The 25,586-nt window shown below is 69.7% G+C and carries 19 protein-coding genes; 10 read left to right on the top strand and 9 right to left on the bottom strand.

Annotated features, from left to right (window positions below; genetic code table 11):
- Positions 1 to 8 precede the first annotated feature (8 nt).
- The 3 genes from AB0M35_RS07770 (at position 9) to AB0M35_RS07760 (ending at position 5,437) form a co-directional block, all read left to right on the top strand.
- Positions 9 to 3,203 (top strand): UvrD-helicase domain-containing protein, encoded by a 3,195-nt coding sequence (locus tag AB0M35_RS07770; RefSeq protein ID WP_363742797.1) that lies wholly within the window; start codon positions 9 to 11, stop codon positions 3,201 to 3,203.
- Positions 3,204 to 3,334: 131 nt separating this feature from the next.
- On the top strand, positions 3,335 to 4,060 hold the full coding sequence (locus AB0M35_RS07765; RefSeq protein WP_363742795.1) for a flagellar basal body protein FliL: 726 nt from the start codon (positions 3,335 to 3,337) through the stop codon (positions 4,058 to 4,060).
- Between the two features lie 135 nt (positions 4,061 to 4,195).
- On the top strand, positions 4,196 to 5,437 hold the full coding sequence (locus AB0M35_RS07760) for an ATP-binding protein (protein WP_363742793.1): 1,242 nt from the start codon (positions 4,196 to 4,198) through the stop codon (positions 5,435 to 5,437).
- A 240-nt stretch (positions 5,438 to 5,677) separates the two neighbouring features.
- Here the strand turns inward: AB0M35_RS07760 and AB0M35_RS07755 are convergent, their stop codons facing one another.
- Together AB0M35_RS07755 and AB0M35_RS07750 are read right to left on the bottom strand one after the other, a co-directional pair.
- On the bottom strand, positions 5,678 to 5,872 hold the full coding sequence (locus AB0M35_RS07755; RefSeq protein WP_363742791.1) for a DUF397 domain-containing protein: 195 nt from the start codon (positions 5,870 to 5,872) through the stop codon (positions 5,678 to 5,680).
- On the bottom strand, positions 5,869 to 6,636 hold the full coding sequence (locus AB0M35_RS07750; protein WP_363742788.1) for a DUF5753 domain-containing protein: 768 nt from the start codon (positions 6,634 to 6,636) through the stop codon (positions 5,869 to 5,871). The genes AB0M35_RS07755 and AB0M35_RS07750 overlap by 4 nt, the downstream gene beginning before the upstream one ends.
- A gap of 205 nt (positions 6,637 to 6,841) precedes the next feature.
- On the opposite strand from AB0M35_RS07750, the gene AB0M35_RS07745 reads away from it, so the two are divergent.
- Positions 6,842 to 7,099, top strand: coding sequence for a flavin reductase (locus tag AB0M35_RS07745; protein WP_363742786.1), 258 nt, complete (start codon positions 6,842 to 6,844; stop codon positions 7,097 to 7,099).
- A gap of 94 nt (positions 7,100 to 7,193) precedes the next feature.
- On the opposite strand, the gene AB0M35_RS07740 is transcribed toward AB0M35_RS07745, so the two are convergent.
- Positions 7,194 to 7,739 carry an N-acetyltransferase gene (locus tag AB0M35_RS07740; RefSeq protein ID WP_363742784.1) on the bottom strand — a complete coding sequence of 182 codons (546 nt, stop codon included), beginning with the start codon at positions 7,737 to 7,739 and terminating at the stop codon, positions 7,194 to 7,196.
- Between the two features lie 134 nt (positions 7,740 to 7,873).
- Between AB0M35_RS07740 and AB0M35_RS07735 the strand changes: the two genes are divergently transcribed.
- Entirely contained in the window at positions 7,874 to 8,419 is a 546-nt protein-coding gene (locus AB0M35_RS07735; RefSeq protein ID WP_363742782.1) for a DoxX family protein, read from the top strand.
- Positions 8,420 to 8,623: 204 nt separating this feature from the next.
- Positions 8,624 to 10,066 carry a glycosyltransferase 87 family protein gene (locus AB0M35_RS07730; protein WP_363742781.1) on the top strand — a complete coding sequence of 481 codons (1,443 nt, stop codon included), beginning with the start codon at positions 8,624 to 8,626 and terminating at the stop codon, positions 10,064 to 10,066.
- Positions 10,067 to 10,070: 4 nt separating this feature from the next.
- Here the strand turns inward: AB0M35_RS07730 and AB0M35_RS07725 are convergent, their stop codons facing one another.
- The 5 genes from AB0M35_RS07725 to AB0M35_RS07705 all read right to left on the bottom strand — a co-directional run bounded on the left by AB0M35_RS07725 (position 10,071) and on the right by AB0M35_RS07705 (position 16,080).
- Positions 10,071 to 10,490, bottom strand: a complete 420-nt coding sequence (locus AB0M35_RS07725) for a molybdenum cofactor biosynthesis protein MoaE (protein WP_363742778.1) — start codon at positions 10,488 to 10,490, stop codon at positions 10,071 to 10,073.
- On the bottom strand, positions 10,484 to 11,692 hold the full coding sequence (locus tag AB0M35_RS07720; protein ID WP_363743034.1) for a molybdopterin molybdotransferase MoeA: 1,209 nt from the start codon (positions 11,690 to 11,692) through the stop codon (positions 10,484 to 10,486). The genes AB0M35_RS07725 and AB0M35_RS07720 overlap by 7 nt, the downstream gene beginning before the upstream one ends.
- A 73-nt stretch (positions 11,693 to 11,765) precedes the next feature.
- Positions 11,766 to 12,236, bottom strand: a complete 471-nt coding sequence (locus AB0M35_RS07715) for a MogA/MoaB family molybdenum cofactor biosynthesis protein (RefSeq protein WP_363742776.1) — start codon at positions 12,234 to 12,236, stop codon at positions 11,766 to 11,768.
- Positions 12,233 to 12,724 (bottom strand): cyclic pyranopterin monophosphate synthase MoaC, encoded by a 492-nt coding sequence (gene moaC / locus AB0M35_RS07710; RefSeq protein ID WP_363742774.1) that lies wholly within the window; start codon positions 12,722 to 12,724, stop codon positions 12,233 to 12,235. The genes AB0M35_RS07715 and moaC overlap by 4 nt, the downstream gene beginning before the upstream one ends.
- Before the next feature lie 263 nt (positions 12,725 to 12,987).
- The gene (locus AB0M35_RS07705; RefSeq protein WP_363742771.1) at positions 12,988 to 16,080 is read right to left on the bottom strand and encodes a BTAD domain-containing putative transcriptional regulator; all 3,093 of its coding nucleotides are present in this window, start codon (positions 16,078 to 16,080) and stop codon (positions 12,988 to 12,990) included.
- A gap of 422 nt (positions 16,081 to 16,502) precedes the next feature.
- Here AB0M35_RS07705 and AB0M35_RS07700 point away from each other — a divergent pair, with 422 nt between their 5' ends.
- Genes AB0M35_RS07700 through AB0M35_RS07685 form a run of 4 tightly spaced genes read left to right on the top strand, consistent with a single transcriptional unit; the run spans position 16,503 to position 21,378 of the window.
- The gene (locus AB0M35_RS07700) at positions 16,503 to 19,007 is read left to right on the top strand and encodes a bifunctional diguanylate cyclase/phosphodiesterase (protein ID WP_363742769.1); all 2,505 of its coding nucleotides are present in this window, start codon (positions 16,503 to 16,505) and stop codon (positions 19,005 to 19,007) included.
- Positions 19,008 to 19,020: 13 nt separating this feature from the next.
- Positions 19,021 to 20,340 (top strand): glycosyltransferase family 87 protein, encoded by a 1,320-nt coding sequence (locus AB0M35_RS07695; protein WP_363742767.1) that lies wholly within the window; start codon positions 19,021 to 19,023, stop codon positions 20,338 to 20,340.
- Positions 20,337 to 20,969 (top strand): phosphoribosyltransferase, encoded by a 633-nt coding sequence (locus AB0M35_RS07690; protein ID WP_363742765.1) that lies wholly within the window; start codon positions 20,337 to 20,339, stop codon positions 20,967 to 20,969. The genes AB0M35_RS07695 and AB0M35_RS07690 overlap by 4 nt, the downstream gene beginning before the upstream one ends.
- A 22-nt stretch (positions 20,970 to 20,991) precedes the next feature.
- A complete protein-coding gene (locus AB0M35_RS07685) occupies positions 20,992 to 21,378 on the top strand; it encodes a zf-TFIIB domain-containing protein (protein WP_363742763.1) in 387 nt (128 codons plus the stop codon).
- A 94-nt stretch (positions 21,379 to 21,472) separates the two neighbouring features.
- On the opposite strand, the gene AB0M35_RS07680 is transcribed toward AB0M35_RS07685, so the two are convergent.
- Positions 21,473 to 25,207 carry a replicative DNA helicase gene (locus tag AB0M35_RS07680; protein WP_363742761.1) on the bottom strand — a complete coding sequence of 1,245 codons (3,735 nt, stop codon included), beginning with the start codon at positions 25,205 to 25,207 and terminating at the stop codon, positions 21,473 to 21,475.
- Positions 25,208 to 25,586 lie beyond the last annotated feature (379 nt).

Below are 25,586 nucleotides of genomic sequence, written 5' to 3'. Positions count from 1 at the left end.
GATGCGGCGTGCCCCCGTTCAGCGCCGTACCCCCCGGTGGCCTCCCGCCATTCGTCGCGGACCTGCACATCCACTCGAAGTACTCGCGAGCGTGCAGCCGTGACCTGACCCTGCCGAACCTCGGCTGGTGGGCGCGACGCAAGGGCATCGCGGTGCTCGGCACCGGCGACTTCACCCACCCCGCCTGGTACGACCACCTGCGCGAGACGCTGCATCCGGCCGAGCCCGGCCTGTATCGGCTGTCTGCGGAGATGGAGCGGGACATCGCCCGCCGTCTGCCGCCGAGGCTGGCCAGCGAGGCTGATGCCGACCCGGTCCGGTTCATGCTCAGCGTGGAGATCTCCACGATCTACAAGCGGGACGACCGGACCCGCAAGGTGCACCACCTGATCTATCTGCCGGATCTGGACGCGGTGGGCCGGTTCAACGCCGCGCTGGGCCGGATCGGCAACCTCGGCTCGGACGGCCGACCGATCCTCGGCCTGGACTCCCGCGACCTGCTGGAGATCACCCTGGAAGCGAGCGCGGACGGTTACCTGGTCCCCGCGCACATCTGGACCCCGTGGTTCTCCGCCCTGGGTTCGAAGTCCGGCTTCGACGCGATCGCCGACTGCTACGCCGACCTGGCCGAGCACATCTTCGCGGTGGAGACCGGGCTCTCCTCCGATCCGGAGATGAACTGGCGGGTCGGCAGCCTGGACGGCTACCGGCTGGTCTCCAACTCCGACGCGCACTCGCCGCCGGCGCTGGCCCGCGAGGCCACCGTCTTCGCCGCACCACGGGACTACTTCGGCATCCGGGCAGCGCTGCGCACCGGCGACGGGTTGGCCGGCACGATCGAGTTCTTCCCCGAGGAGGGCAAGTACCACGCCGACGGCCACCGGCTGTGCGGGGTGAACTGGGCACCCGAGCGCACCCGGGAGGCCGGGGGACGATGCCCGGAGTGTGGCAAGCCGTTGACGGTGGGCGTACTCAGCCGGGTCGAGGAGCTGGCCGACCGACCCGAGGGGTACCGGCCGGAGCACGCCCGTGAGGTGACCCACCTGATCCAGCTCGCCGAGATCCTCGGTGAGATCAACAAGGTCGGGCCGCGGTCGAAGAAGGTCGAGGGGAAGCTGACCGAGCTGGTCGCCGCGCTCGGTCCCGAGTTGGAGATCCTGACCCGTACCCCGGTGGACGAGATCGGCCGGGTCGGCGGGGAGTTGCTCGCCGAGGGCATCGGTCGGCTGCGTCGGGGCGAGGTGCGCCGGGTGCCCGGCTACGACGGTGAGTACGGGGTGATCACCCTGTTCGATCCGACCGAGCTGGGCGGCGCCGGGTCCTCGGGCGGGCAGGAGACGCTGTTCGACGTGCCGGTTCCGGCGCAGCGTCGGCCCGCTGACCCCGTGAAGCCGGCCGCCAAGGTCAAGCGGCCGACGACCAAGGCCGAACCGAAGCGCAAACCGGCTACGCCGGCCCCGCCGATCGCGCCGCAGCCCTCCCCGCACGAGCCGTTCGAGCCGATGCTCGCCGGGATGGAGGAGGTCGGCACCGGCCTGCTCGACCGGCTCGACGCGATGCAACGGGTCGCCGCCTCCGCGCCCGGTGGTCCGCTGCTGATCGTCGCCGGGCCGGGTACCGGCAAGACCCGTACGCTGACCCACCGGATCGCGTACCTCTGCGCCGAGCTGAACGTCTTCCCCGAGCAGTGCCTGGCGATCACCTTCACCCGGCGGGCGGCCGAGGAGCTGCGACACCGCCTCGACGGTCTGCTCGGTCCGGTAGCCGAGGACGTCACGGTGGGCACCTTCCACTCGCTCGGGTTGACCATCCTGCGGGAGAACGCCGAGGCGGCGGGCCTGCCGAACGACTTCCGGATCGCCGACGACGCCGAGCGGACGGCGGCTCGCACGGAGGCCGGCGACGACCCGGCCCGATACGCCGGGCTGCTGCGTAAGCAGGGCATGGTCGACCTGGACGAGCTGCTCACCCTGCCGGTCGCGCTGCTGCGCGAGGACCGGCAGTTGGTCGAGCGGTACCGGAACCGCTGGCGGTGGATCTTCGTCGACGAGTACCAGGACGTCGACGCGGTGCAGTACGAGCTGTTGCGGCTGCTCAGCCCCGCCGACGGCAACCTCTGCGCGATCGGCGACCCGGATCAGGCCATCTACTCGTTCCGGGGTGCCGACGTCGGTTACTTCCTGCGCTTCTCCCAGGACTTCACCGACGCCCGGCTGGTCCGGCTCAACCGCAACTACCGGTCCTCGGCGCCGATCCTGGCCGCCGCGGTCCAGGCCATCGCGCCGTCGTCGCTGGTCCGGGGCCGCCGACTGGATCCGGCCCGGCTCGACCCCGAGGCCCCGCTGGTGGGTCGGTACGCTGCGGCCTCCGTCGCCGACGAGGCCGATTTCGTGGTACGCACCGTCGACGAACTGGTCGGCGGCCTCTCGCACCGGTCGCTGGACTCCGGTCGGATCGACGGCCGGTCGACCACGCTGTCCTTCTCCGACATCGCCGTGCTCTACCGGACCGACTCGCAGGCGGCGCCGATCGTGGACGCCCTGTCCCGGGCGAACATTCCGGTACAGAAACGCTCGCACGACCGGTTGCGGGATCGACCCGGTGTGCTGGCCATCGCCCGCGAACTGCGGCACGCCGCAGGTGTGGACGGCGCCCTGCCCGCCCGGGTACGCCTCGCCGGGCAGGTGCTCGCCGAGCGGTTCGCCATCCCCACCCTGGACGGTTCCAGCGGGGCGCGCCCGGAGGACGTCCGGACCGCCGTCGACCTGCTCACGCCGCTGGCCCGTCGCTGCGGCGACGACCTGGAGATGTTCCTGTCCCAGCTCGCCACCGGCGCGGAGGTGGACGCGCTCGACCCCCGCGCCGAGGCGGTCACCCTGCTGACCCTGCATGCCGCCAAGGGGCTGGAGTTCCCGGTGGTCTTCCTGGTCGGCGCGGAGGACGGGCTGCTGCCGCTGCGCTGGCCGGGCACGGTGCCCGACGACGACGCGGTCGCCGAGGAACGCCGGCTGTTCTTCGTCGGGCTGACCCGGGCGCAGGACCGGCTCTATGTCAGCCACGCCGCCCGTCGCGTCCGGCACGGCTCGGAGCACGACTGCCGGCCGTCACCGTTCCTCGATGTGATCGACCCTGGCCTGTTCGAGCGCCTCGGCGACAGCGCCGGGCCCCGTCGTCCGAAGGACCGCCAGCTGCGACTCATCTGACGTACCTGCCGGATAGTTGACCCGGCTGCCGTACGGGCCGAGGCGCCGTGGCGTACGCGCTACCGTGACGTGGGTGACGGCTGGGTCATCGACGATGGCTCGCCGGGTGTACCCCATTCAGGAGGGCGTGCATGGCGAACTACGGACCACCGGGCGGCGGCCCGCAGCCGTGGCATGAGCCGCGATCCGGTGAGGTGCACGGCCGTGGTCAGGTATACGGGTCCGGACAGCCCTACGACTCCGGGCAGCACTACGACTCCGGGCAGCCCTACGGCTCCTGGCCGCCGTACGGCTCCGGGCAGGGTTACGGCGGGTATCCGCAGGATGGCCGGGACTACCAGCACGACTCGACGGTGGCCGCGTACGCCGGTCAGCCGACGCCACCGCCGGAGCGCCGGCGTGGCCGTGCCCCGCTGATCGCCGCGCTGGTGGCGGTGTTGGTGTTGGCTGTCGGTGGCGGAACGGCGTTCTACCTGATCGGGCAGGACGACGAGTCGACCCCCGCGGCGGCTGCCGCGCCGACCCAGGACCCGCCGGTGCAGACCACCGATCCGCAGGACGAGGAGGACGACGCCGGAGGCGATGCACCGGCCGCCGGCTCGGCCACCGATCCCCGGTTCGTCCGCCAGGGACAGTGCGTACGCAACGACGCGCCGTCCGGCGGCAAGCCGAAGTTGTTGATCAGCGACTGCACGCCCTCGGCGTACGAGGTGTTGCAGCGGTTCGACGGCACGACCAGCGGCGAAAAGGACGCCGAGGCGAAGTGCGCCCGGGTCGACGGCTACACGAACTGGTACTTCTACGACAGCGAGTTGGACTCGCTCGACTTCGTGCTCTGTCTGAAGCGGCGCGGCTGAGCCAACGATCGGCAAAACTAGTGCTGTCTAGCGTGGATGCTAGACAGCACTAGTTTTATGTCGACGGTCGACACGCCGTAGCCTCGTCTATCGATGTCTAGCCTCTCGGCTAGACGGCCCGATACTCTGCGATTCGTGGATCCGGTCCGCAACCCGTACGCCCCGGGTGCCGGTCAGCGCCCGCCCGAGCTCGCCGGGCGGGGGCGGGAGCTGGACGTCTTCGACATCGTGCTGGAGCGTGTCGCCCGGGGTCGCCCGGAACGCAGCCTGATGCTCACCGGCCTGCGGGGCGTCGGCAAGACGGTGCTGCTGAACACCCTCCGCTCGCAGGCCATCAACCGGCTCTGGGGCAGCGGCAAGATCGAGGCTCGGCCGGATCAGTCACTGCGTCGACCCATCGCCGCCGCCCTGCACATGGCTGTCCGGGAACTCGCTCCCCGACATCGCGCACCGGACCGCATCGACGCGTTCCTCGGGGTGCTCAAGGCCTTCGCCCAACGGGGCGCCCCGACCGGCCGTGGCGGCACCGCGCCGAAGCTGCGGGACCGGTGGCAGCCCGGCATCGACGTACCGGCGGCCAGCGGGCGCGCCGACTCCGGCGACATCGAGATCGACCTGGTGGAGTTGCTCACCGACGCCGCCTCCGTCGCCAGCGACGTCGGCACCGGCGTGGCCGTCTTCATCGACGAGATGCAGGATCTCGGCCCGGAGGAGGTTTCCGCGCTCTGCGCCGCCTGCCATGAGCTGTCCCAACTCGGCGCGCCGCTCATCGTCGTCGGCGCGGGCCTGCCGCACCTGCCGGCGGTGCTGAGCGCGGCCAAGTCCTACTCCGAACGGCTGTTCCGTTACCAGCGCATCGACCGGCTCGACCGGATCGCCGCCGACCAGGCACTCTGCGCGCCGGCCGAGCGCGAGGACGTGGAGTACGAGGCGAAGGCGCTCGACCTGCTCTACGAGAAGTCCGGCGGGTACCCGTACTTCGTCCAGGCGTACGGCAAGGCGACCTGGGATCACGCGCCCCGATCGCCGATCACCGCCGCCGACGTACGGGTTGCCGCCCCGGAGGCCGAGGCGGAGTTGGCGGTGGGCTTCTTCGGCTCCCGCTTCGAACGGGCCACCCCGGCCGAACGCGAGTACATGCGGGCGATGGCCGCGCTCTCCCTGGTCGAGGGGGCGGCGGACGGCGGCGGACGGGACGACATGGACGCGGCGGTGCCGACGGCCGAGATCGCCCGCGCGCTCGGGCGTAAGCCCGCGAGCCTCTCCCCGGCCCGCGACGCCCTGATCAAGAAGGGCCTGATCTACTCCGGAGAACGCGGCACGGTCGCCTTCACCGTCCCGCACTTCGGCCGCTACCTACGCACCCAACCCGCCTGACTGTCGGCCGGCCCGCTGCAACCCGCCTGACTGTCGGCTGGCCCGCTGCCACCACCCGAGCTGTGGCACTCCAGCAGCTCATCACCCGGCGTGTCGCACAGCCCTACTGCCAGCCCCGATGCCGCCAGTCTCGATGCCGCCGGCCTCGGGCAGGTGGCACGGTGAGCGGGGCGGCAGGCACAGCGAAGCCCTCGACCATCCGGGGCGAGGGCTTCGGTTGAGGGCTTCGGTTGAAGGGTGTCAGGCGGTCGGGCTGCCGGCCTTGGCCAGCTCGACGAAGGAGTGCCAGGCCGTTGGCTCGAAGGCGAGCGTCCCGCCGTCGCGGTCCTTGGTGTCCCGGACGAGGACAACGCCGGGAAGGTTGTCGGCGACCTCGACACACGCACCGCCGTTGTTGCCGCTCTTGCTGCTCTTACGCCACTGCGCGCCGGTCATGTCCATGATGCTGCCGCTTCCCTGATGAGTTCTAGGGACTGCGTCCGCGACAACGCCTCGCCACGAATGCGTTCCCACCTGCGGCCCAGGGTAGCAACTTCCGTGGGTTGATCGATGATCTTCGCCTCCGTCTGGCTGTCGGCGTGGCCAAGCACGCTGCCGTCGTCCAGTTCGGCAAGGATGAAGGGGCCGCCCAGCCCTGGGTACATTCCGACCGACGCGGGCACGACGTGGATCGTCGTGGTGGGGTGGGTGCCGCACGCCACCAGGTGCTCACACTGTTCACGCATCAGGGCCCGGTCGCCGTAGGCGGACCGGCGCAGCACCATCTCGTCGAGCACCACGACCAGCATCGGCGGGTTGTCCCGCCGCAGGATCGCCTGCCGCTGAAGGCGGGCCTCCACTAATCGTCCGACATCGTCGGTGGTCAGCTTTTCCCCGGCCAGCGTCGCCCGCGCGTACGCCTCGGTCTGGAGCAGACCCGGCACCCAGGTCAGCTCGAACCAGCGCAGCGCCACCGCCTCGCGCTCGATGTCCACCCACCGCCGGAACCACGCCGGCTCGCGCCGCTTGAGGACGTCCGGCCAAAGCTCGGTCACCTCGCGGCCAAGGACCGCAGCGACCCTCCTGCGAGTCTGCGGGCGGGGGATGCGTCCATGGCTTGCCCACCGCGCGGCGGTCTTCGGGTCGACACCGACCTGAGCCGCGAGGGTGTCGGCGGTTTCGCCCGCTTCGGTCATGGCTGCGACAACGGCACGGTTCACTCCGCGATCCTTCCTGGACGTCCCGGGACACTCAGTATCCATTCCGATACGGGGTGTATGGGGAACGCAATCGCCGGAAAGATGGAAACCAGGACGGCACGCGCCAGTGGAGGACCCGAACCCGCTGGTCGTGCTGTCGGGGCCGCCCCGACTGGGCGTCACCTCCGGGGCGGCCCCTCCCAGATCGAACGAGGAGGACAAGCCGGTGAGCTGTCCGCACGGGGAGCACGTCCCGTCCCGCCCGGCGTGGCGCTGCCGGGCCTGCGGCGCACCGTGGCCGTGTCAACCGGCGAAGCTACGCCTGCTCGCCGAGTACGCGGGCAACATGCCGTCTCTGATGGTCTACCTCGTGGCGCTTCGGGAGGAAGCCGCCGAACACCTCGCCGAACTGGCCTCGGCTACGCCGCCGAAGAACCTGCACCGGCGGTTCACAGACTGGGTACCGGTCCACCGCTCGAAGTGAGGCTCCCGTCCCGGGCCCGTGGCATTCCCCCCGTCACGGGTCCGGGGCGGGTTTTCATTTCTGAACCAGCTCGTTCGCGGCACTTACCGCGCGGTCAGACCTTGGACCAGGGCGGCGGGAAGACCACCTCGCCCTGCGGCGGAGCCGGCTCATCGCTGATCGACGGCGGCAGCACCAGAGCCTGCCACGGCTCGCCCAACCCGGACCAGGGGCTCGTCAGACCCAGCCGGTCGGCCCGGCTGAACCCGAAGCGCCGGTAGTACGCCGGGTCACCGAGCACCACGACCAACCGTTCACCGAGTTCCGTGGCCGCTTCCAGGCCGGCCTGCACGACGGAGGCGCCGAGCCCGATCCGCTGGCGGTGGGGTGCCACCGCCACCGGGCCGAGGGCCAGCGCCGGGGCACTGCGCCCTTCCGAACACACCATGACCCGGGTGAACAAGGCGTAGCCCACGATCTCACCGCCGTACTCGGCGACCATCGCCAACTCCGGGAGCCAGGCATCGCCACCACGCAGCTCGTCTACGAGCCGTACCTCCGGGGGGTTTGCCACGTCGGGTCGGGCGAAGGCCGCGGCCAGCACCCGGCGGACCGCGCCGGTGTCGGCCGGGTCCTCGGGTCGTAGCCGCAGCGTTGTCACGCGGCGAGGTTACCGCCTGTGGCCCGTCCATCCGAGACGGTCGCTCGAATCGGCGCGCCGTCCGGAACCACCCGGTCGATCGAGATCGGCCGTTGTGGGGCGTGGCGTCGGTCTGGACGGGGTATGACTGACCCATGACGCCCGTCCGGTTCCTCGCCCGCGCCATGCTCAGCAGCGTCTTCGTGATCAGCGGCGCCCGCAGCTTCGCCAACCCCGAGCGCCTGGTACCCGTCGCGAAACCCGTCACCGATCGAGTGACGCCCCTGTTGGAGCGGGTCGATCCACGCGTGCCCACCGACACCGCGACGCTGGTCCGGGCCAACGCCGCCATCCAGGTCGGTGCCGGGCTGATGCTCGCCACCGGGCGGTTCACCCGACCGGCGGCCCTGGTCCTGGCCGGCACGATGGTGCCGGTTACCCTCGCCGGGCATGCCTTCTGGCAATACGACGATCCCGCACAGCGCAAGGGCAACCAGATCCACTTCATGAAGAACATCGGCCTCATCGGTGGGTTACTGCTCGCCGCCGCCGACACGCAAGGCAAGCCGGGACTACACTGGCGGGCCGGACATCGCATCGGCCACTCGCGACGGTCCGTGAGCCGCGCCGTGCGCACCGCCCGCCGCGAGGCCCGCATCGCTGCCCTGGCCGCAACCACCGCCCGTCGACTTCCCGGCTGAGCTGCGATTATCGGCCCCCACCCCCCGCTAAGGCCGCGAATCACCTGAACCGCCCGCTAGGCGTTAACGCGGTGGAAATGTCAAAAGATGGTGTGGGATCGGACACGGTCGCATAACGCGGGAGGCACTGACGTGAGGCGCCGTTCTAGGCTCCGTAGCGGACCTGGACGGGTAGGACGATCTTGGTACGGGGGTGGCCACGCCATGCCGACGAACGTCGGTAGAAGGCTGGACCGCCTCGCCGCAGTCCGTCGCGTAACGCGTGGGATCGATCGAAGGACAGTCGTACGGACCGGCATCGTGGCCGCCGTCGCCTACGCCGCATGGCTTGCCATCGGCGCATTCGGGCGGCCGTACAACTTCTTCGACATGAAGATCTACCACGGTGCGGTGGTCTGGTGGGCGAGCGGTCACGAGCTGTACGAGTTCGTCGCACCCGACACCACCCTGGGCTTCACCTACCCGCCGTTCGCGGGCCTGGCCATGCTGCCCATGGCGCATCTGCCGGTGACGATGGCCGGTCTGGTGAACGCCCTGATGAGCATCGCCGCCCTGGCCGTGGTGCTGGCCGCGCTGATGCGTCCGATCGTCGACCGGATGGGCTGGCCGCTGTGGTACACGGTGGCCATCGCCACGCCGCTCGCCGTCGCCATCGAGCCGGCCCGGGAAACTCTCGGATACGGACAGGTCAACCTGCTGCTGTTCGCTCTGATCATGGCGGACATGGTGGCCCTGCGCTGGCGGTCCCGTCGTGGCACGCACCAGGCCGACACCGACGGTCCGCTACTGCGGTTCGTCTACAGCGGCGCCTGGGCGGGCATGGGCATCGGCCTGGCCACGGCGGTCAAACTGACCCCGGCCCTGTTCATCTTCTACCTGATGATCACCCGGCAGTGGCGGGTGGCGTGGACTGCCATCGGCACCACCATCTGCGTCACGATCGGCAGCTTCGGCATCGTCGGGGCCGAGTCCCGGGCCTACTTCGGCAGCGTGCTGTGGCAGACCGAGCGGGTGGGCGCGGCGGACATGACGCCCAACCAGTCCCTGGCCGGGCTGCTGGCCCGGCTCTACGACTCGATCGAGACTCCCGGCCTGCTCTGGCTCGCGTTCTCCGTGCTGGTGCTGACACTCGGCCTGTCCCGGGCCGCCAACGCGCACTCCGAGGGCGACGAGCTGACCGCCTTCACCCTGGTCGGCCTGACCGCCAACGTGATCAGCCCGATCTCCTGGACGCATCACCTCGTCTGGGTGATTCCGGCGATCATCGTGCTGGCCGACGCGGCGATCCGCCGCCGCGACGCGAGCCGGGGTCTGGTCGCCCGCGCCACCGCGGGACCCTACGGTGGGCCTCCGGGAGTGTCCGCGCTACGTCCGCCGATCTGGTACCCGACGTTGACCGGAATGCGGCACGGTATCGCCGCCGTCGGGCTCTACCTGCTCTTCTTGATCTCGCCGATCTGGCCGTACGAACACCAACTGCCGGAAGTCTCGCACTACGACGACGGGCTGTTCGGCGCCCTGATGGAGAACTCCCTGATCCTGGCCCTGATCGTGCTGGTCGCCGCGCTGCCGTGGCGGCCGGGCGCCGAGCCCGCCTTCCTGACCGACCGGATGGCCCGCAACGCCCTCCAGTACGGCCGGCGGTAGGGCGTCAGGGGCAGTTCACCCACTCCTCGGTGCCGTCGTGGAAAACCTGCCGCTTCCAGATCGGCAGCCGGGCCTTCACCTCGTCGACCAGGCGTGCGCAGGCGGCGAACGCGGCGGCCCGGTGCGCGGTACTCACCGCCGCCACCAGGGCCGCGTCGCCGATGGCAAGTGGCCCGATCCGGTGCGACACCGCCACCGCGTACACCGCAGGGTCTGCGGCTATCTCCGCAGCCACCTCCCGCAGCACCCGCTCGGCGCTCGGATGGCCCTCGTACTCCAGGCTGGCCACGGCACGTCCGTGGTCGTGATCGCGGACCACCCCGGCGAACGAGACCACCGCGCCGGCCCGGTGGTCGGCCACCGCGGCCTCGTGCGCGGCGAGATCCAACGGCTGGTCGGTAACCGCCCCGATCAGGATCACCATGTCCGCTCCCCGGGTGACAACGGCAACGGTACGACGGGCACCCGGTCACCGGCCGCACCGGCGGTGCCGGGCGCGATCACCGCGAACCCGTCGGCGCCGGACAGGCCACGCAACATCGCCGAGCCGACGTGCCGCACCGGGTGCGCGGTCCCGGCCACCCGGTCGAGCCGGACCAGGGCCAGGTGGGTGTGTTTCCCTCGGCCCGCAACGGGGCCGGCGAGCGTGGCGTGCGGCAGGACCGGCATCGGCCGACCGGCGAGACCGGCCAGCAGCGGAACGACGAGCGAGACCAGGGCGATGACGGCGGACTGCGGGTTGCCCGGCAGGCCGGCGACGAATCGGGCCCGCCCGTCAGGACCGACCACCCGGGCCAGCAACATGGGAAAGCCGGGTCGCACCGCGACGGTGTTGACCACGTAGTCCGCGCCCAGTGCCGCCAGTGCGGGATGCAGGTGGTCGACCGGGCCGTGCATGGTGCCGCCAGTGGTGCAGACGAGGTCGACCTCGGCCAGTGCGCCGCGCAGCGCCGCCTCATGAGCGGGCAGCGTGTCGGCAACCGGTCCGACCACATCGGCCGTACGCACCTGGCAGCCGTACCGCCGCAGCCAGGCCGGCACCGCCGGCCCGAGCGCGTCGCGGACCCGGCCGACGGCGGGCGGGCCATTGGTCAGCAACTCGTCGCCGAAGACCAGCAGCGCGGCCCGGGGCTGCGCCCGGACCCGCAGCGTGTCGTGCCCGCAGGAGGCGGCAAGACCGATCACCGACGGGTCGACCGGGGTCCCGGCCGGCAGCAGTTCCTCACCGGCGGTGGCCTCCTCGCCGGGCAGCCGCCACTCCGGCGCCGGTCGCGGCACACCGTCGACAAACCCCTCGGGCGTACGCGTCGACTCCTCCACCCGCAGCACCGCCGACGCCCCGGAGGGCACCATCGCACCGGTCGCGATCTCGACGGTCGTCCCGTCCTCGGTCAACGGGGCCGGGGTCGTGCCGGCCAGCACCCGGCCGACGATCCGCCACGGTCCGGGACCACGCACCGCCCAACCATCCACACTGGACGTGATGAAGGCCGGCAGATCGGTCCGGGGAGCCAGTGGTTCGGCGAGGGTGTGTCCGTCGGCCTCGGCGAGCGGCACATCGATGCCGGGAAGCACGGCGGCCAGGCCGGCCGCGTACACCCGCGACCGCGCCTGTTCCCAGCCCATCGGCTGTGCCGCGGTGGCCAGGTCAGCGGCGGCTGCGGTTTCCGTGCTCACCAGCGAGAGCCTATCGGTTTCGCTAGTGGTCGCTACCTCGCAACTGCTCAATCGTGTGCGTGAGGATCGGCCCCAGCACGGCGAGCCCGTCCCGTGCTCCACCCGTCGAGCCGGGCAGGTTGACCACCAGCGTTCGACCGGCCACCCCGGCCAATCCTCGGGACAGCGCCGCAGTGGGCACCTTGTCGCGGCTGTAGGCGCGGATCGCCTCGGCGATGCCGGGAATCTCGTAGTCCAGCAGTTCCCGGGTCACGTCCGGGGTGCGGTCGGTCGGGGTGATTCCCGTCCCACCGCTGGTCAGCACCACGTCAACGGCATCCGCCACGGCCGCCCGTATCGCCAGACCGACCGGCTCACCGTCAGGCACCACCACCGGTTCGTCCACCGTGGCGCCCAACGCGCGCAGGCCCGCGACGAGCAGCGGGCCGCTGGTGTCGGCGTAAACGCCGGCGGCTGCCCGGTTGGAGGCCACCACCACCCGGGCGCGGATCACGGCCGGTCCGACGGACGCTGCCAGAGACCGGTCTTGCCGCCCCCCTTGCGCAGTACCCGTACCCCCTCGACACTGGCCGCCGGATCCACCGCCTTCACCATGTCGACCAGCGCCAACCCGGCGACCGCGACCGCGGTCAGCGCCTCCATCTCCACGCCCGTACGGTCGGCCGTGCGGGCGGTCGCGGTGATCTCGACCGTGTCCGTGGTCAGAGACAGGTCGACCGTGACGCCGTGCAGCGCGATCGGGTGACACAGCGGAATCAGGTCGGGCGTACGTTTCGCGCCCATGATCCCGGCCAGTCGCCCGACCGCCAGCGCGTCGCCCTTGGGCAGCCCGTCGCGGCGCAGCAGCTCGATCACCTCGACGGTGGTACGCAACCGGCCGGCGGCAGTCGCGCAACGGCCGGTGACCTCTTTGGCGGAGACATCGACCATGCGGGCCGCGCCGGTCTGGTCGACGTGGGTTAGTTCGGCGGGTTGGGTCACGTTGGCGAGCCTATCTTTTGCCCTCCGGAGTGTTGGAAGGTACGACAGCACTGTGCCGCCCCCTCCTCACCGGCCCGCCGCAGATGGCTGGGGCATCTGACGGCGGGGGTCGCAACGAGATCCTGCGGTAGCGGAATCTCCCCCGTCGGCGAACGGTCGAACGCTACCGACCTCGGCGGTAAGAACTCGATAAGAACCTTTCCCGAACGGCTCGCGCCCGGGCGGCCGCACAGCTCAGCGTGCCGACCGGTCGAAGGCCCTGATCAGGAAACCGGGTCCGGCCGAACCGTCTGGGCCAGGCGGCGTTCGACCTCGAACTGCTCCGGCACCCCCATCCGCCGGAAGATCGCCAGTGCGCGCTCCCAGTGCCGGCGGGCCTCCGCCGGATCGGTGGCGAGCAGATGCTCGGCCAGCCCGGTCAACGCCCGTCCCTGCTCGTACGGATGGGCGATCCGGGTTGCCACCCGCAACGCCTCATGGTGCAGATCGAACGCGCGGCTGCCGTCTCCCAGGACGACCAGGGTCACCGCCAGGTCGTTGAGCGCCGCCGCCCGTACGTGCGGTTCACCCGCCTCGACTGCCAACTGCCGGGCCGCCTCGTGGTGCCCGACCGCTTCGACAGCCCGCCCCAGGCCGCGCAGCGCGATGCCGAGGTCGTTGCGTACCTCCGCCTCCGCGAATCGGTGCCCGGTACGCTCCCGCAGCACCAGGGCGGCTCGCAACGCGCGTATCGCCGCCTCATGGCGCCCGATCCGACACTTCACCGCACCGATGTGGCTCAGTGCGTTGAGCAGGTGGAACTGGTTACCGTATTGGCGGGCCAGGTAGAGATGCAGGCGGTGCAGACGCAGCGCCTCGTCGTAGCGGCCGAGCAACGCCAGGGCGAGCCCCACGTTCGGCAGGGAGCCGTTAAGCCCGTCGTCATCGTGGCCGTCGCGCCACCGCAGTCCGTTGAGCCCTACCCGCACCGCCTCGTCGAGTTCGCCACGGATCCAGTGAATGGCGACAGAATTAGCCCGATAGCGGTCACCGTTCACAAAATCGCCGTTTTGCTCGGCGAGACTCACCGCAGCACGGACGTGCTTCAACGCCTCGGCATAGTTGCCTTTGCGTAGATAGGCGGAGCCGACGTAATTGTGCATCATGGCGGTGGCGGATTCATCATCCGCAGCCCTCGCGGCGTCCAGCCCAGCGAGTTGCGTCCGGATGATGTCGTCGTAGTGGCCGCGGACATACAGGAATCGCCAGAGCACTCGCGCCAGGCGCCATGCATGGCCATGGTGCCCCCATTCGCCGGCCCGCACGACGAGCGCAGCCAGAGTCGACCGCTCGTCCTCCATCCATTCTTTCGTACGCGGCGCTGTGCGGCCCAAGAGATCCGGCAGTCGTGGCGGATCGAGCGTCACATACTTACGCACGCCCCCCGACTCAAGCTCTTCGGCGATCGGAAAGGACAGGTGCAGCATGACGTCGATCAGATCCAGGAACGCCCGGCCACGTGTCTGCATGCAGTCCTGCTCGACGGACAACTCGTGGGCGTACTGTCGGATCAGATCATGCATGCGATAACGCCCCGCCTTCACCTCGTCAATCAGATGACAGTCGAGGAGTTCGTTCAGCGCGGCGAGGGTTTCGTCTGCTGAAAGGCCGGAAACAGCGGCGGCGACCAACGTGTCGAACCAACCACCCGGATGTACGCTCAGCAACCGGAACAAGCGCCCCGCCGGCGTGCTCAGCGACTCGTACGACGCCGCGAATGCTCCCGCCACACTCCGGTCACCTGAGGCGAGATGGACCAGCCGATGCGTGTTGCCCACCAGCAGCGCCGCGAGGTCGGCCACCCGCCAGGTGGGACGGTGCGCGAGCCGGGAGCCAGCGAGCCGGATCGCCAGCGGCAGGTAACCGCACTGCTGCACCACGGTCGCCGACGCCTCGGGCTCCGCCGCCACCCGTTGCGCGCCGGCGGCGGACGCGAGCAGGGCGACACCCTCGTCCAGCGTCATCACGGACAGGGAGACCGGCGGTCCTCCGTCCAGCCAGGTGATCCTCCGCCGGGACGTCACGATCACCACGCTGCCCGGCCCGCTGGGCAGCAGCGGGAGAACCTGCTCGGCGCCGGCCGCGTTGTCCAACACGACGATTCCCCGTCGGCCGGCCAGTTCCCGACGCCAGAGGGAAACCTGCTCGTCGAAATCGGTCGGTAGCCGGCTGCCCGGCACACCGAGTTGCCGCAGCAATGCCGCGAGGGCGGCCGCCGGTTCCACCGCCTCGGCCAGGTCGTGCCCCTTCAGGTCGATGAACAGCTGCACGTCCGGGAAGGAGTCCGCTAGCTCGGCAGCGACGTGCATGGCCAGGGATGTCTTGCCGCTACCAGCCATGCCGTCGATGAAGTGCACCGCCGAGGCGAAACCCGACGCTCGCCGGGTCTCGGACAGCAGACGCTCGACCGCGTCAGCTCGGCCGACGAAGTCCGGTAATGCCCTGGGCAGGAACGGGAAGGATCGGTTCACCTGTTCGGTGGGCGCGGGAACGGCCGTGGCCGGCGATCCCTCCTGTGCCGCACGATCTGTGGCGCGTCCGTCGTGTGCAGCGCGTCCGTCGTGTGCGGCTATCCGCAGGTAGAACTGCCGAAGGTCACCACCGGGTTCGATGTCGAGCTGCTCACGCAGGGTCTTTCGAGCCGTGGCATAGGCGGCCACCGCCCCGGCATGGTCACCGCGCAGGTGCAGCGCCTGCATGAGGAGCAGGTGAGCCGGCTCGCGGAGCGGCTGCGTGATCAGCAGGTTGCGTAGCACCGGCAGGGCCTCGTCGTAGTGGCCGAGCTGGATCTGCAACCTGGCGTACAACTCGGCCGCGAGCATTCGATCCTCGGCCGCGGCTGCGACCTGGGCGGAAAGTAGCGGCCCGAGCGGGATTCCCGGGAGTGCGGGACCCCGCCAGCGCGCCAACGCACGGGACAACCGAGCCGCTGCCGCCACCTCATCGGAACGAACCAGCCGACGCGCCTCGGCAACCTCCGCCTGGAAGACGAACACGTCCACGTCCGAACACTCGACGTGCAGGCGATAGCCGTCCTGGACGCGGGTCAACACCTCACGCTCCGGCACCAGCGCCGCAAAGCTCCGGCGCAGATTAGCGGCATAAGTACGGACATTGGGTATGGCTGACTGCGGTGGCCCGTCCGGCCACAGCTCATCGACGAGCTGACCGACCGACACCAGCCGCCCAGGATTGCATACGAGCATCGCCAGAACTGTCCGCTGTTTCGGAGTCCCGAGGGGCAGCACCGCTGACCCGTGACGCACCGCGAGACCGCCGAGGACTTGAATCTGCACGAGCCCCTCAGCCGCACTCATAGGATCACCGTGTGCAGCTTAGCCAGCTCAGAACTGGCTAGCATGTCCCAGGATCCGGCAATCCCGACCGAAGCGATGATGAAACAAGCAAACTTCGTGGGGACACTTGTTCGACCAAAATGCTCCGGCCGACCGAACGGGCCGAAAGATAAAACTGGATCTGCCCACGGAATTGGACCCTCCGTCAGGGGCATGAGACGGAACGTGACAGATAATTGCCGTATTAGCCCATTCTGCGCAATACGACACTTATTGGTACCAACCGGCCGCAAGCCCCTCTAGATTCTGCGACAGCACCAGCCGAATCCAGTTGGGGGTCGAAGATGAACTCGCACGAATGGGCCTGATCCTTGCTTCTCGACGAGAAGCAGCCGAAGTACGCTTGCGGAGCGCAGCCCCTCGGTGACGAATGGGGATGACGGTTGGCTACGCAAGACCGACAGACCGGGACCGATCGGCGGCTACGGCCGCTAGTCGGTCTCGTCGTCGTTCTGGCCGGCATCGCCGGCGCCGTCTCCGTCGCCAACCTGCCGAACTACGGGGTCATCACGGCCACCCTTCTCTGGCCTGTACTGATCTCCCTGGTGACGCTGGGCTTCATCGTCAAGGTCCGGGTCCGGATTCGTTCCACCAACCACCACATCGCCTGGACCGAGACGGCGATCGTAGTCGGCCTCGCCGTGGCACCCCCGCCCGTGGTGATCCTCGCCACCGGCTTCGGCGTGGCGATCGCCACCACCCTGATCCGCTTGCCACCGATCAAGCGGTTCTTCGGCATCGGCAAGAACATGCTGGTCGCCACCGCCGCCAGCCTCGTCCTGCAACTGTTCGAATGGCCGCCGACGAACTCCGACATCACCGGCACCATCGTCCCGCTGGCTGCCGCCTACCTGGCCGCCGTTCTGCTGGACGAACTCGTCACGTTGCCGGTCATCGCCATGGCCACCGGCACCTCGCTAGGGAAGTTGTTTCGCGAGGACTGGGGTCTGCGACTGACCGCAACTGTCACCCGCCTCATCGTCGTCGTCGGCACGGTCCTGACGATCAGAACCGACATCCGAATGCTCCTGGCCGTACCACCACTGGTACTCAGCCTTCACCTGTTCTACCTGACCCGGGTCCGCGGGCGCACCGAGCAGCAGGCGTGGCAGCGACTCGCCCAGACCACCGACGCACTCAACGTCGTCGAGTTGGACGAGGTCCTCACCACCGCGGTAACCCGAGCCGCCGAACTGTTCTCCGCCGACGACGTGGAGGTGGAACTACGCGACGCCGCCCGTCTCGTCCGGGGCAACTCCGACGGCGTCAGCTACGACGGCCCCACCGCCGAGGCCCCCGCCGTGCCGGGTGCGGTCGTGCCCGCGCCCCTGGAGGGGCACGACCGGTCCATCGACGTGGGCGTGCTGCGGCTGCGGTTCCGTGGATCCGTGCAGCTCAACGAACGCGAGCGATACACCCTGCACACCTTCGCCTCGGCACTGTGCACGGCGGTACGCAACGCCCAGGCGTACGCCGAACTCGCCCGGGTCGCGCAGGCCCACGCACACGCCGCCGCCCACGACGCGCTGACCGGGCTGGCCAACCGGCGCCACCTGCTCGACGAAGGCAACGAACAGTTGCACCAGCGGCACGCCGACGGGATCACCGCCCTGGTACTGATCGACCTCAACCATTTCAAGGAGGTCAACGACACCCTCGGGCACGCCGCCGGCGACCAGATGCTGATCCAGGTGGCCGAGCGGTTACGCGCCGCGGCCCGCACCGACGACCTGGTCGCCCGGCTCGGCGGCGACGAGTTCGCCGTACTGCTGCGCGTCCTGCCCGCCCCCGCGGTAGCCGCACACCGGGCCGAGACACTGCTGGCCGTACTGCACGAACCGTACGACATCGAAGGCATGCAGATCAGCGTCGAGGCCAGCGGCGGCATCGCGATCGCACCGGCCGCCGGCGGGATGGTCGAGTTGCTACGCCGAGCCGATGTGGCGATGTACCAGGCCAAACGGGCCGGGCAACGCGTCGCCACCTACGCACCGGCCAGGGACACCGCCGACCTCGGCCGGTTGACCCTCAGCGGCGAACTGCCCCGCGCGGTCGCCGATCAGGAGTTCACCGTCAACTTCCAGCCCATCGTCGACCTCGGCACCGGTGAGGTGATCGCCGCCGAGGCACTGGCCCGCTGGCGGCACCCCACCCACGGCATGATCGACCCACTACGGTTCCTGGAAACCGTCGAACGGTCCGGGCTGCTCCCCGCGTTCGCCGAGGCGATCCTCGACCAGGCACTGATCGCCGCCGGCAGTTGGCGCGACGCCGGCTTCGACGTACCGGTGGCGGTGAACGTCTCCCCACGCAGCCTGCTCGACGCCCGATTCCCCGGCGCCGTGCTGGCCCGACTGCGCGCCCACGACCTACCGCCCGACCGGCTGATGCTGGAACTCACCGAAACCCTCACCCTCAGCCAACTCGACGTGGTCGACCAGGTACTCACCCGGCTCCGCGACTCCGGTGTCCGGCTCGCGCTGGACGACTTCGGGACCGGCTACTCCTCACTGTCCCTACTCTCCCGGATCCCCGTGCACGAGCTGAAGATCGACCGCAGCTTCGTGACCGCGATGGAGTCCTCCACCGAAGCCGCCGCCATCGTCCGCTCCACTCTCGACCTCGGCCGAAGCCTCAATCTGGCAGTGGTGGCTGAAGGCGTGGAACGGGAACCGCAGCGCCTCGCCCTCTGGGAACTCGGCTGCGTCGCCGGCCAGGGCCACCTCTTCGCCCGCCCACTGGCCGCCGGAGCGCTGCTCGCGGCGCTGCAACGCGGCACCGCTGGTCGACCCGGCCACCTCGCCACCGCCCTGCACGACACCGGCGCGGTGGTCCGGCTACCACCGGGACGGCGTCAGGGGGGCCGAGGCCGCCACCAGCCGGCCTGACACACTGACCCGGGTGAGCAACGCCACCGCGACCGTCCCCCGCCCCGGATGGTGGCACCGGATCGACTCAGCCGGCGGCGGCCTCAGCCTCGATCTCGGCCTTTACGCCAGCTCAACCGCCTTCGCGGCGATCACCGCCGCAACCTCCACCCTCACCTCGCACCGCCACTGGGGTGGTCTCGCCGCCCTCGGCTACCTCGCCGCCGCACTCCTGGTCGCCGGCCAACTCCTCGTCCGCCGCCAGCGTCCCGACTCCGCCCTTGCCGGCGTACCGGCCCGCTGGCTGGTCACCGGCCTCGCCTGGGCCACAGCCGCACTGCTGCCGCTGACCTGGCAGAGCGTCCAGCGGTCAGCCGGGCGGACCGACCGGGCACAGGAGGAGGTGCTGGTCGTCGAGGAATCCGGCCGTCGCCTGCTGGAAACCGGCACCCCGTACCTCGGACCCGACGCGATCGCCGCCCTGCCACCGGGCGAACAACTGCTCGGCTACACCCCGTACCAGCCGGGCATGGCCCTGTTCGGGCTGCCCCGCGCGCTGCACGACACCTGGTGGACCGACGCCCGGGTCTGGTTCGCCGTCGGCACCGCCCTGGCCCTCCTCCTCGCCCTGCGCCTGCTGCGGCCGACCCCCGGACGGCCAGCCCGTAACCCGGCCGTCCTGCTACGTGGCACACAGGCCGCCACCGTACTCCCGGTCTGTGCGCTGACCCTCGCCACCGGCGGGGACGACCTGCCTGTACTCGCCCTCTGCCTGCTGGCGCTCGCGTTCGCCGGCACCGCACGTCCCGGCTGGGCCGGCGTCGCGGTCGGACTGGCCGGTGCGCTCAAGCTGTTCGCCTGGCCGGTCGCCGTGGTGCTGGTCATCTGGGGCCTCACCCGACGCGCCGGCCTGCGAGTCGCCGCCGGAGCGTTCGGGCTACCCGCCGCCGCGCTGCTGCCCGTCCTGCTGGTCGACCACGAAGCCCTCGTGGAGAACGTGCTGCGCTTCCCGCTCGGGCACGGCCTGGTCGCCAGCCCCGCACAGTCACCGTTCCCCGGACAGCTGATCGCGGCCAACCTGCCGGCCGGTCGCGCCGTCGCCGCCGCGCTGCTGGTCGCGGCGGGCCTGGCGATCGCCATCCGACTCGCCCGCCGCCCGCCCCGCACCGCCCGGACCATCAGCCTGATCTGCGGGTACGGGCTACTCGCCGCCATCCTGCTGATGCCCACCACCCGGTTCGGCTACCTGCTGTACCCGATCGCGTTTCTCGCCTGGGCGCCCGCGCTCGACCTCCCCCGGATCCGGCAACCGGCAGGCGAAGCGGCCCCGCAAGGCGTACACCTGAGGTCATGACCACCTACCGCGACCGCAGCGAGGCCGGCCGGGCACTCGCCGACCGACTCACCGCCCTGACCGGCCAACCGGACGTCACCGTGCTCGGCCTGGTACGCGGCGGGGTACCCGTCGCGCAGGTCATCGCCGCACGCCTCGGCGCGCCGCTGGACGTGCTCGTGGTCCGCAAGCTCGGCATGCCGTGGGCACCCGAGGTCGCCTTCGGCGCCCTCGGCCCGGGCGGGGTACGCGTGCTCAACGACCTGGTGGCCGGTCAACTCGATGCCGACGACATCGCCGAGGTCCAGCGTCGGGAACAGGCAGAACTCGACCGACGGGAACAGCTCTACCGGGCCGGCCGCCCCCCGCTTCAGCTGACCGGTCGTACGGCCGTCATCGTCGACGACGGCCTGGCCACCGGCGCGACCGCCCGAGCCGCCGTCCAGGTCGCCCGGCACCTGGGCGCCCGGCGGGTCGTGCTCGCCGTACCGGTCGGCTCACAGGAAGCCTGCGAGATGCTGGCCGCCGAGGCCGACGAGGCGATCTGCGCCCAGCGACCGGTCAACTTCGGGGCGGTCGGGGCCTACTACGACGACTTCCACGAAATCTCCGACGAAGAAGTCACCGACGCGCTGACCGCCACCGCGTGAGCCGACCAGGTACCTTCGGGTAATGAGCCTGACCTGTCCCAAGTGTCACGGAGAGATGCGCCAGTACGAGCGCAGTGGCGTCGTCATCGACCAGTGCGGCGAGTGCCGGGGCATCTTCCTCGATCGCGGTGAGCTGGAGAAGCTGTTCGAAGCCGAGGCCAACTGGAGCGCCCAGCAGACCCCGCCCGCTCCACAGCCGACCCAGCGCGTCACCCCGCCGAGTGGTGGTTACCCGCCGCCCGCCCCCGCCCCGCACCAGCCGGGCTACGGCACGGTGCCTCCGCCTCCGCCGCCCGGCTACCCCGCGCCGGCACCGGTGTACGGCCACGGGCAGCAGCAGCACTACGGCTACCACGGCCACTACCGGCGCAAGAAGCGCAAGAGCTTCCTCGACGACATGTTCGGCTGAGCCCGCACGTCCTCCGCTCCGGCGCCGGGTCAGACGGCGCCGGAGTTGGGACGCCGTCGGCATGAAGTCCTGGTCACAGTCGACGGCCCTCGCGTCAGACGATGGCCATGTCCACAAACCGCGACAGGTGCAGCTGAGCCGCCACGGTCACCGTGTCGGTCGGACCATTTCTGTGCTTGGCGACGATGAAATCCGCCTCCCCCGCTCGCGGCGACTCCTTGTCGTAGTAGTCGTCACGATGCAGCAGGATGACAACGTCGGCATCTTGCTCGATCGAATTGTGAGCGGCGATGCCGTTGGCGATGAAGTTGTGCGTACCCAGCACGGTCGCGTCAAAGACGTCCTGCTCGCCGACCGGCTCGATGGATACGATCTCGTCCCAGAAGATGTCGTTGGTGGCGTGTAGGTCGAGGTCGACAGCATCGAGCACCTGGGCGATGCTGGCCAGCCTTGAGCGGCTCGGTGAGTGCTTCCACATGGCGCTACCGGAAAACTGTGTGCCAACTGCCCTGGCGAATTCGCGATGGGTCATGCCCCTGTCAACGAGAATCCCGCGGACCTGATCCCAGACCTCACGCGGCACGGTGTCGACGTTCGTGTTGCTCTTCGTCAACTCCAAGGCAGCAAGCAGGCGCCCACAGTCGGTCGATCTGTTGCCATACACACCGATCTCACGAAGGAACCGCAGTTGGTCGTCTCGTCCAGAGACGTCGAGCGTGTACTGCGTGCGGTGTCGCGCCACCGGTACGGCCTTCAAACGCGCGGTGATGCCATACCTGAGCAACAGTCGAGAGACATCCTCAAGCAGTCGTCGACTCGTCGAGGAGTAGTAGATCCGCCCGCCACGCCCGGACTTGTTGACGTGAACGCACCCGTCGGTGGCCCACAGGTGCCGGACGAACAGCGTCACCTGCTCCTTGGGCAGGCTGAAGATCTGCTGCGGCACGAACTTCTCGTGCGGCCTGAGCCCGAAGAGACCAAAACCGTCAAGCCATTCGGCGATCGGGTTGCGTCGGCCACGGGCAAGTCGATAGGGAGCAGGTAGCCGCAGTGTGGTGACCCGAGCCGCCGGATAGTCATCCCGGACAGCCGTGATGCCGAAGTGCTTGGCGGCCTCGGCGACCGCCGTCAGATTGGCTTCGTCGACGCTGGCATATCGCACCGGCTGACGCCGGACGAACGACCCGTCACCGAGCAGGTGAGCAAGCAGGATCACCTCCGGCTCAGCCATAGGTCGGACACTCAACGGTGGCGGTAGGTGCCGAGGCGTGGCGAGCCGCGTACCCGCAGTCAACTCAGCGAGCGGCATCCAGCCGGTGAAGGTAAGAAACGGGTGGTTGGCCGTCGCGTCGATCTGTTTGCCCGACGCCAGCGTCATCCGGAACACCGGTCGGCGTCCACTCGGGAAAACGTGCGTCATCGTGCGTGGGGTGTATCGCAGGCTTTCGTCCAGAGCCCAGACGGGCACATCTCTGGCCCCCTGCGCGAGAAGCTGACCGAGAGTGACTTCGGAGTTGTCGTCGGCGCGGATGAGTCGGGTTTCGGCCGCCAGGCAGCCAGATTCCCGCAAATCAGACAATTGCGGCCGCTTGTCGGTACGTTGCTCCGGACCTCGGTTCAGCTGACTCACCGCGATGACCGGGCACTCGACCTCCTTGGCCAACAGCTTGAGGCCTCGGGACAGGTCCGCGACCTCCTGCTGTCGGCTCTCGGTGCGCTTCGGCGAGGTCATCAGCTGGAGGTAGTCGACCACGATCAACTTGAGGTCGTGTCGCTGCTTGAGCCGGCGAGCCTTGGCCCGGATCTCCATCAGGTTCATGCTGGGCGTGTCGTCCACGAACAGCGGCGCCTCGCTGATCTCGCCCATGCAGCGGGCCAGCTTGGTCCAGTCGTCGTCGGAGAGCTGCCCGCTGCGCAGCACGTGCAGGGGTACGCGTGCCTCGGCCGAGAGCAGTCGCATGACGATCTCGACCTTGCTCATTTCCAGCGAGAAGATGGCGGATGCCTGATTGGCTCTGATAGCAGCATTCCGGGCGAAGTCCATGCTCGCGGTGCTGTTGTGCGTGGGAATCATCGACCGACCGGCCAGGTACAGATGGTCCTCGTTGTCGACCGTCACGCACCGCACGGGGACGCTCGGCACCGGTCGCACGTCCACGATGTAGCGGGACCGGGTATCCGCGTGTCGGCGCGTTGCGTGCGACTCCCGCTTCCGGGTCAACCGGAAAACCTCGTCGGAGGTCGAGAAGTTCAGCGTGAAAGCCGTCGAGCTCTCGGGAGCGCGACCGTCGACCGGCTTACGGTTGATCGAGCATCGGTAGCCCAGGCTGACGACGAGCTCGTACACGTCCTCGGCCATCCGCTCCGAGGTGGTGGTGTATTGGACGTGTCCGGCTGGCGCGACGGTACCGTCGGTGTCGAGCAGTCCGGCCAGCAACTCCCGTCGCTGCTCCTCCGATGCTCGGAGGTAAGGCTGCGGAATGTGCTTGTCGTTCAGGACACCGCTTCCCGGGGTGACCAGGAAGCCGTCGGCTTCGCCCAGCCACACCCCAAGCGTGTACGGGGGGATCGGCAGGTCCTCGCGGGTCGGAAGGGACAGCGGCCGAGCATTGTCCACCGCGTGGTTCGCGCGCCCGTCAGCCGGATGCCGCAGTGTCGCGGCGATGTGCTCGGTGGTGACGGCCCGAGAATGTGCCACGGTCGTCTCGCTGTTCATGCCCCGAGGCAGGACATTCCGGAACTCGGAGCCGGCGATCGCCACGGCTTCCCGGTACGTGACGAGCCGGTCGGGGGCGGCGGTGCCGGCCCGGTGTACGGCTGCCGCCTTGGCGCGTAACGGAGCGTCCCACTGGTAGCGCGGGCGGAGCTCGTTCTGTTGGCGGCGTGCGGCCCTGGTGGTCGTCGTCCACAGGTGCTCGGCATCGGCGACGATGACCGAACCGTCGGAGAACTCGACCTCGTAGCAGGGGCGATCGTGGCGGACCTCGTAGGCGTGCGTGACAGTGGTAGGTCGGCCGTCCGCACCGATCAGCTGATCGCCTACCTTCACCTCGCCCATCGTCGTCCAGCCGGTCGGAGTCGGCAGGGGTGTGTCGAGCGCGAGCGCCTTACCCAGACCCGGCCGGCCGGCCACGATGATCAACTGTCCGGCGTGCAGGCCGTTGAGCAGCCGGTCCAGGTCGGTGAAGCCGGTGGGTACGCCGGTCATCACCCCGCCCTGGGCGCCGACCGCCTCGATCTCGTCCAGGGTCGGTTGCAGCATGTCGGCCAGGACGGCGAAGTCCTCGCTCACCCGGCGCTCGGTGACGTCGTAGACGGCCTGTTGGGCCAGATCGACGATGTCGTCCACGTCCCGGCTACCACCGCTCGCGGTGCCGTAGCCGAGCTGGACGATCCTGGTGCCGGCCTCGACAAGTCGCCGCAGCACTGCGCGCTCGCTGACGATCCGCGCGTAGTAGGCCGCGTTCGCGGCCGTGGGCACGCTCGCGATCAGCGTGTGCAGGTAGGGGGCGCCACCGACGCGGGCCAGGTCACCGGAGTCCGCCAGCGCCGCCGCCACCGTGATCGCGTCGGCCGGCTCGCCACGGCCGTAGATCTCCAGGATGGTGTCGAAGATGGTGGCGTGCACCGGCCGGTAGAAGTCGTTGGTCTTGAGGATCTCGACAACGTCCGCGATGGCGTCCTTGGACAGCAACATGCCGCCCAGGACGCACTGCTCGGCGGCGATGTCCTGCGGCGGGGTCTTGTCGAACTGGCCGTCGCGTTGCGGCGGGCCGGATGATGGACCGCTCGGATACGACTCCGTCCGTATGTCGTCGGTGACCGACACCGGGCCCCCCTCCACTGCGTCGGTGCGGTTCCGGGCACGATCCGCCCGGGTACCACCAGGTTGACCGGCCGCGTCGATCGGGGGCCATCGGGCGGTCGGCTTGGGCAACCATACGGAACGCGAGCTCAGGGCCTCAACCACAGCGGTGGACGAGCCTCGGGACAACCTGTGGACACCCGGGGGGTGAGATGTGCGCAGGGTGTGCACAAGGTGTGGATAACTGTTGAGGACATCCCGGCAATGCCCTGTTCAGCTGCACGGATACGATCCACAGCCTGTGGACAAGAATTTCCGGGTAGGGCTTTGTCCCGATACTCCCGTAGGATCGGTGGCCTACGGCTACACCTGGACAGCGGATTGCGCTTTCGGTTGAGAAGGG

Origin of the sequence: Micromonospora sp. NPDC051196 (assembly GCF_040682415.1) — a bacterium.
Taxonomy (GTDB): Bacteria; Actinomycetota; Actinomycetes; order Mycobacteriales; family Micromonosporaceae; genus Micromonospora.
This window is presented reverse-complemented; position numbering and strand designations above follow the sequence as displayed.

Coding starts and splice junctions, on each gene's coding strand:
- AB0M35_RS07705 (WP_363742771.1), bottom strand. CDS start 16,080: ATGAGTGCGGCTGAGGGGCTCGTGCAGATTCAAGTCCTCGGCGGTCTC.
- AB0M35_RS07765 (WP_363742795.1), top strand. CDS start 3,335: ATGGCGAACTACGGACCACCGGGCGGCGGCCCGCAGCCGTGGCATGAG.
- AB0M35_RS07755 (WP_363742791.1), bottom strand. CDS start 5,872: ATGACCGGCGCGCAGTGGCGTAAGAGCAGCAAGAGCGGCAACAACGGC.
- AB0M35_RS07690 (WP_363742765.1), top strand. CDS start 20,337: ATGACCACCTACCGCGACCGCAGCGAGGCCGGCCGGGCACTCGCCGAC.
- AB0M35_RS07720 (WP_363743034.1), bottom strand. CDS start 11,692: ATGGGCTGGGAACAGGCGCGGTCGCGGGTGTACGCGGCCGGCCTGGCC.
- AB0M35_RS07725 (WP_363742778.1), bottom strand. CDS start 10,490: ATGGTGATCCTGATCGGGGCGGTTACCGACCAGCCGTTGGATCTCGCC.
- AB0M35_RS07730 (WP_363742781.1), top strand. CDS start 8,624: ATGCCGACGAACGTCGGTAGAAGGCTGGACCGCCTCGCCGCAGTCCGT.
- AB0M35_RS07685 (WP_363742763.1), top strand. CDS start 20,992: ATGAGCCTGACCTGTCCCAAGTGTCACGGAGAGATGCGCCAGTACGAG.
- AB0M35_RS07735 (WP_363742782.1), top strand. CDS start 7,874: ATGACGCCCGTCCGGTTCCTCGCCCGCGCCATGCTCAGCAGCGTCTTC.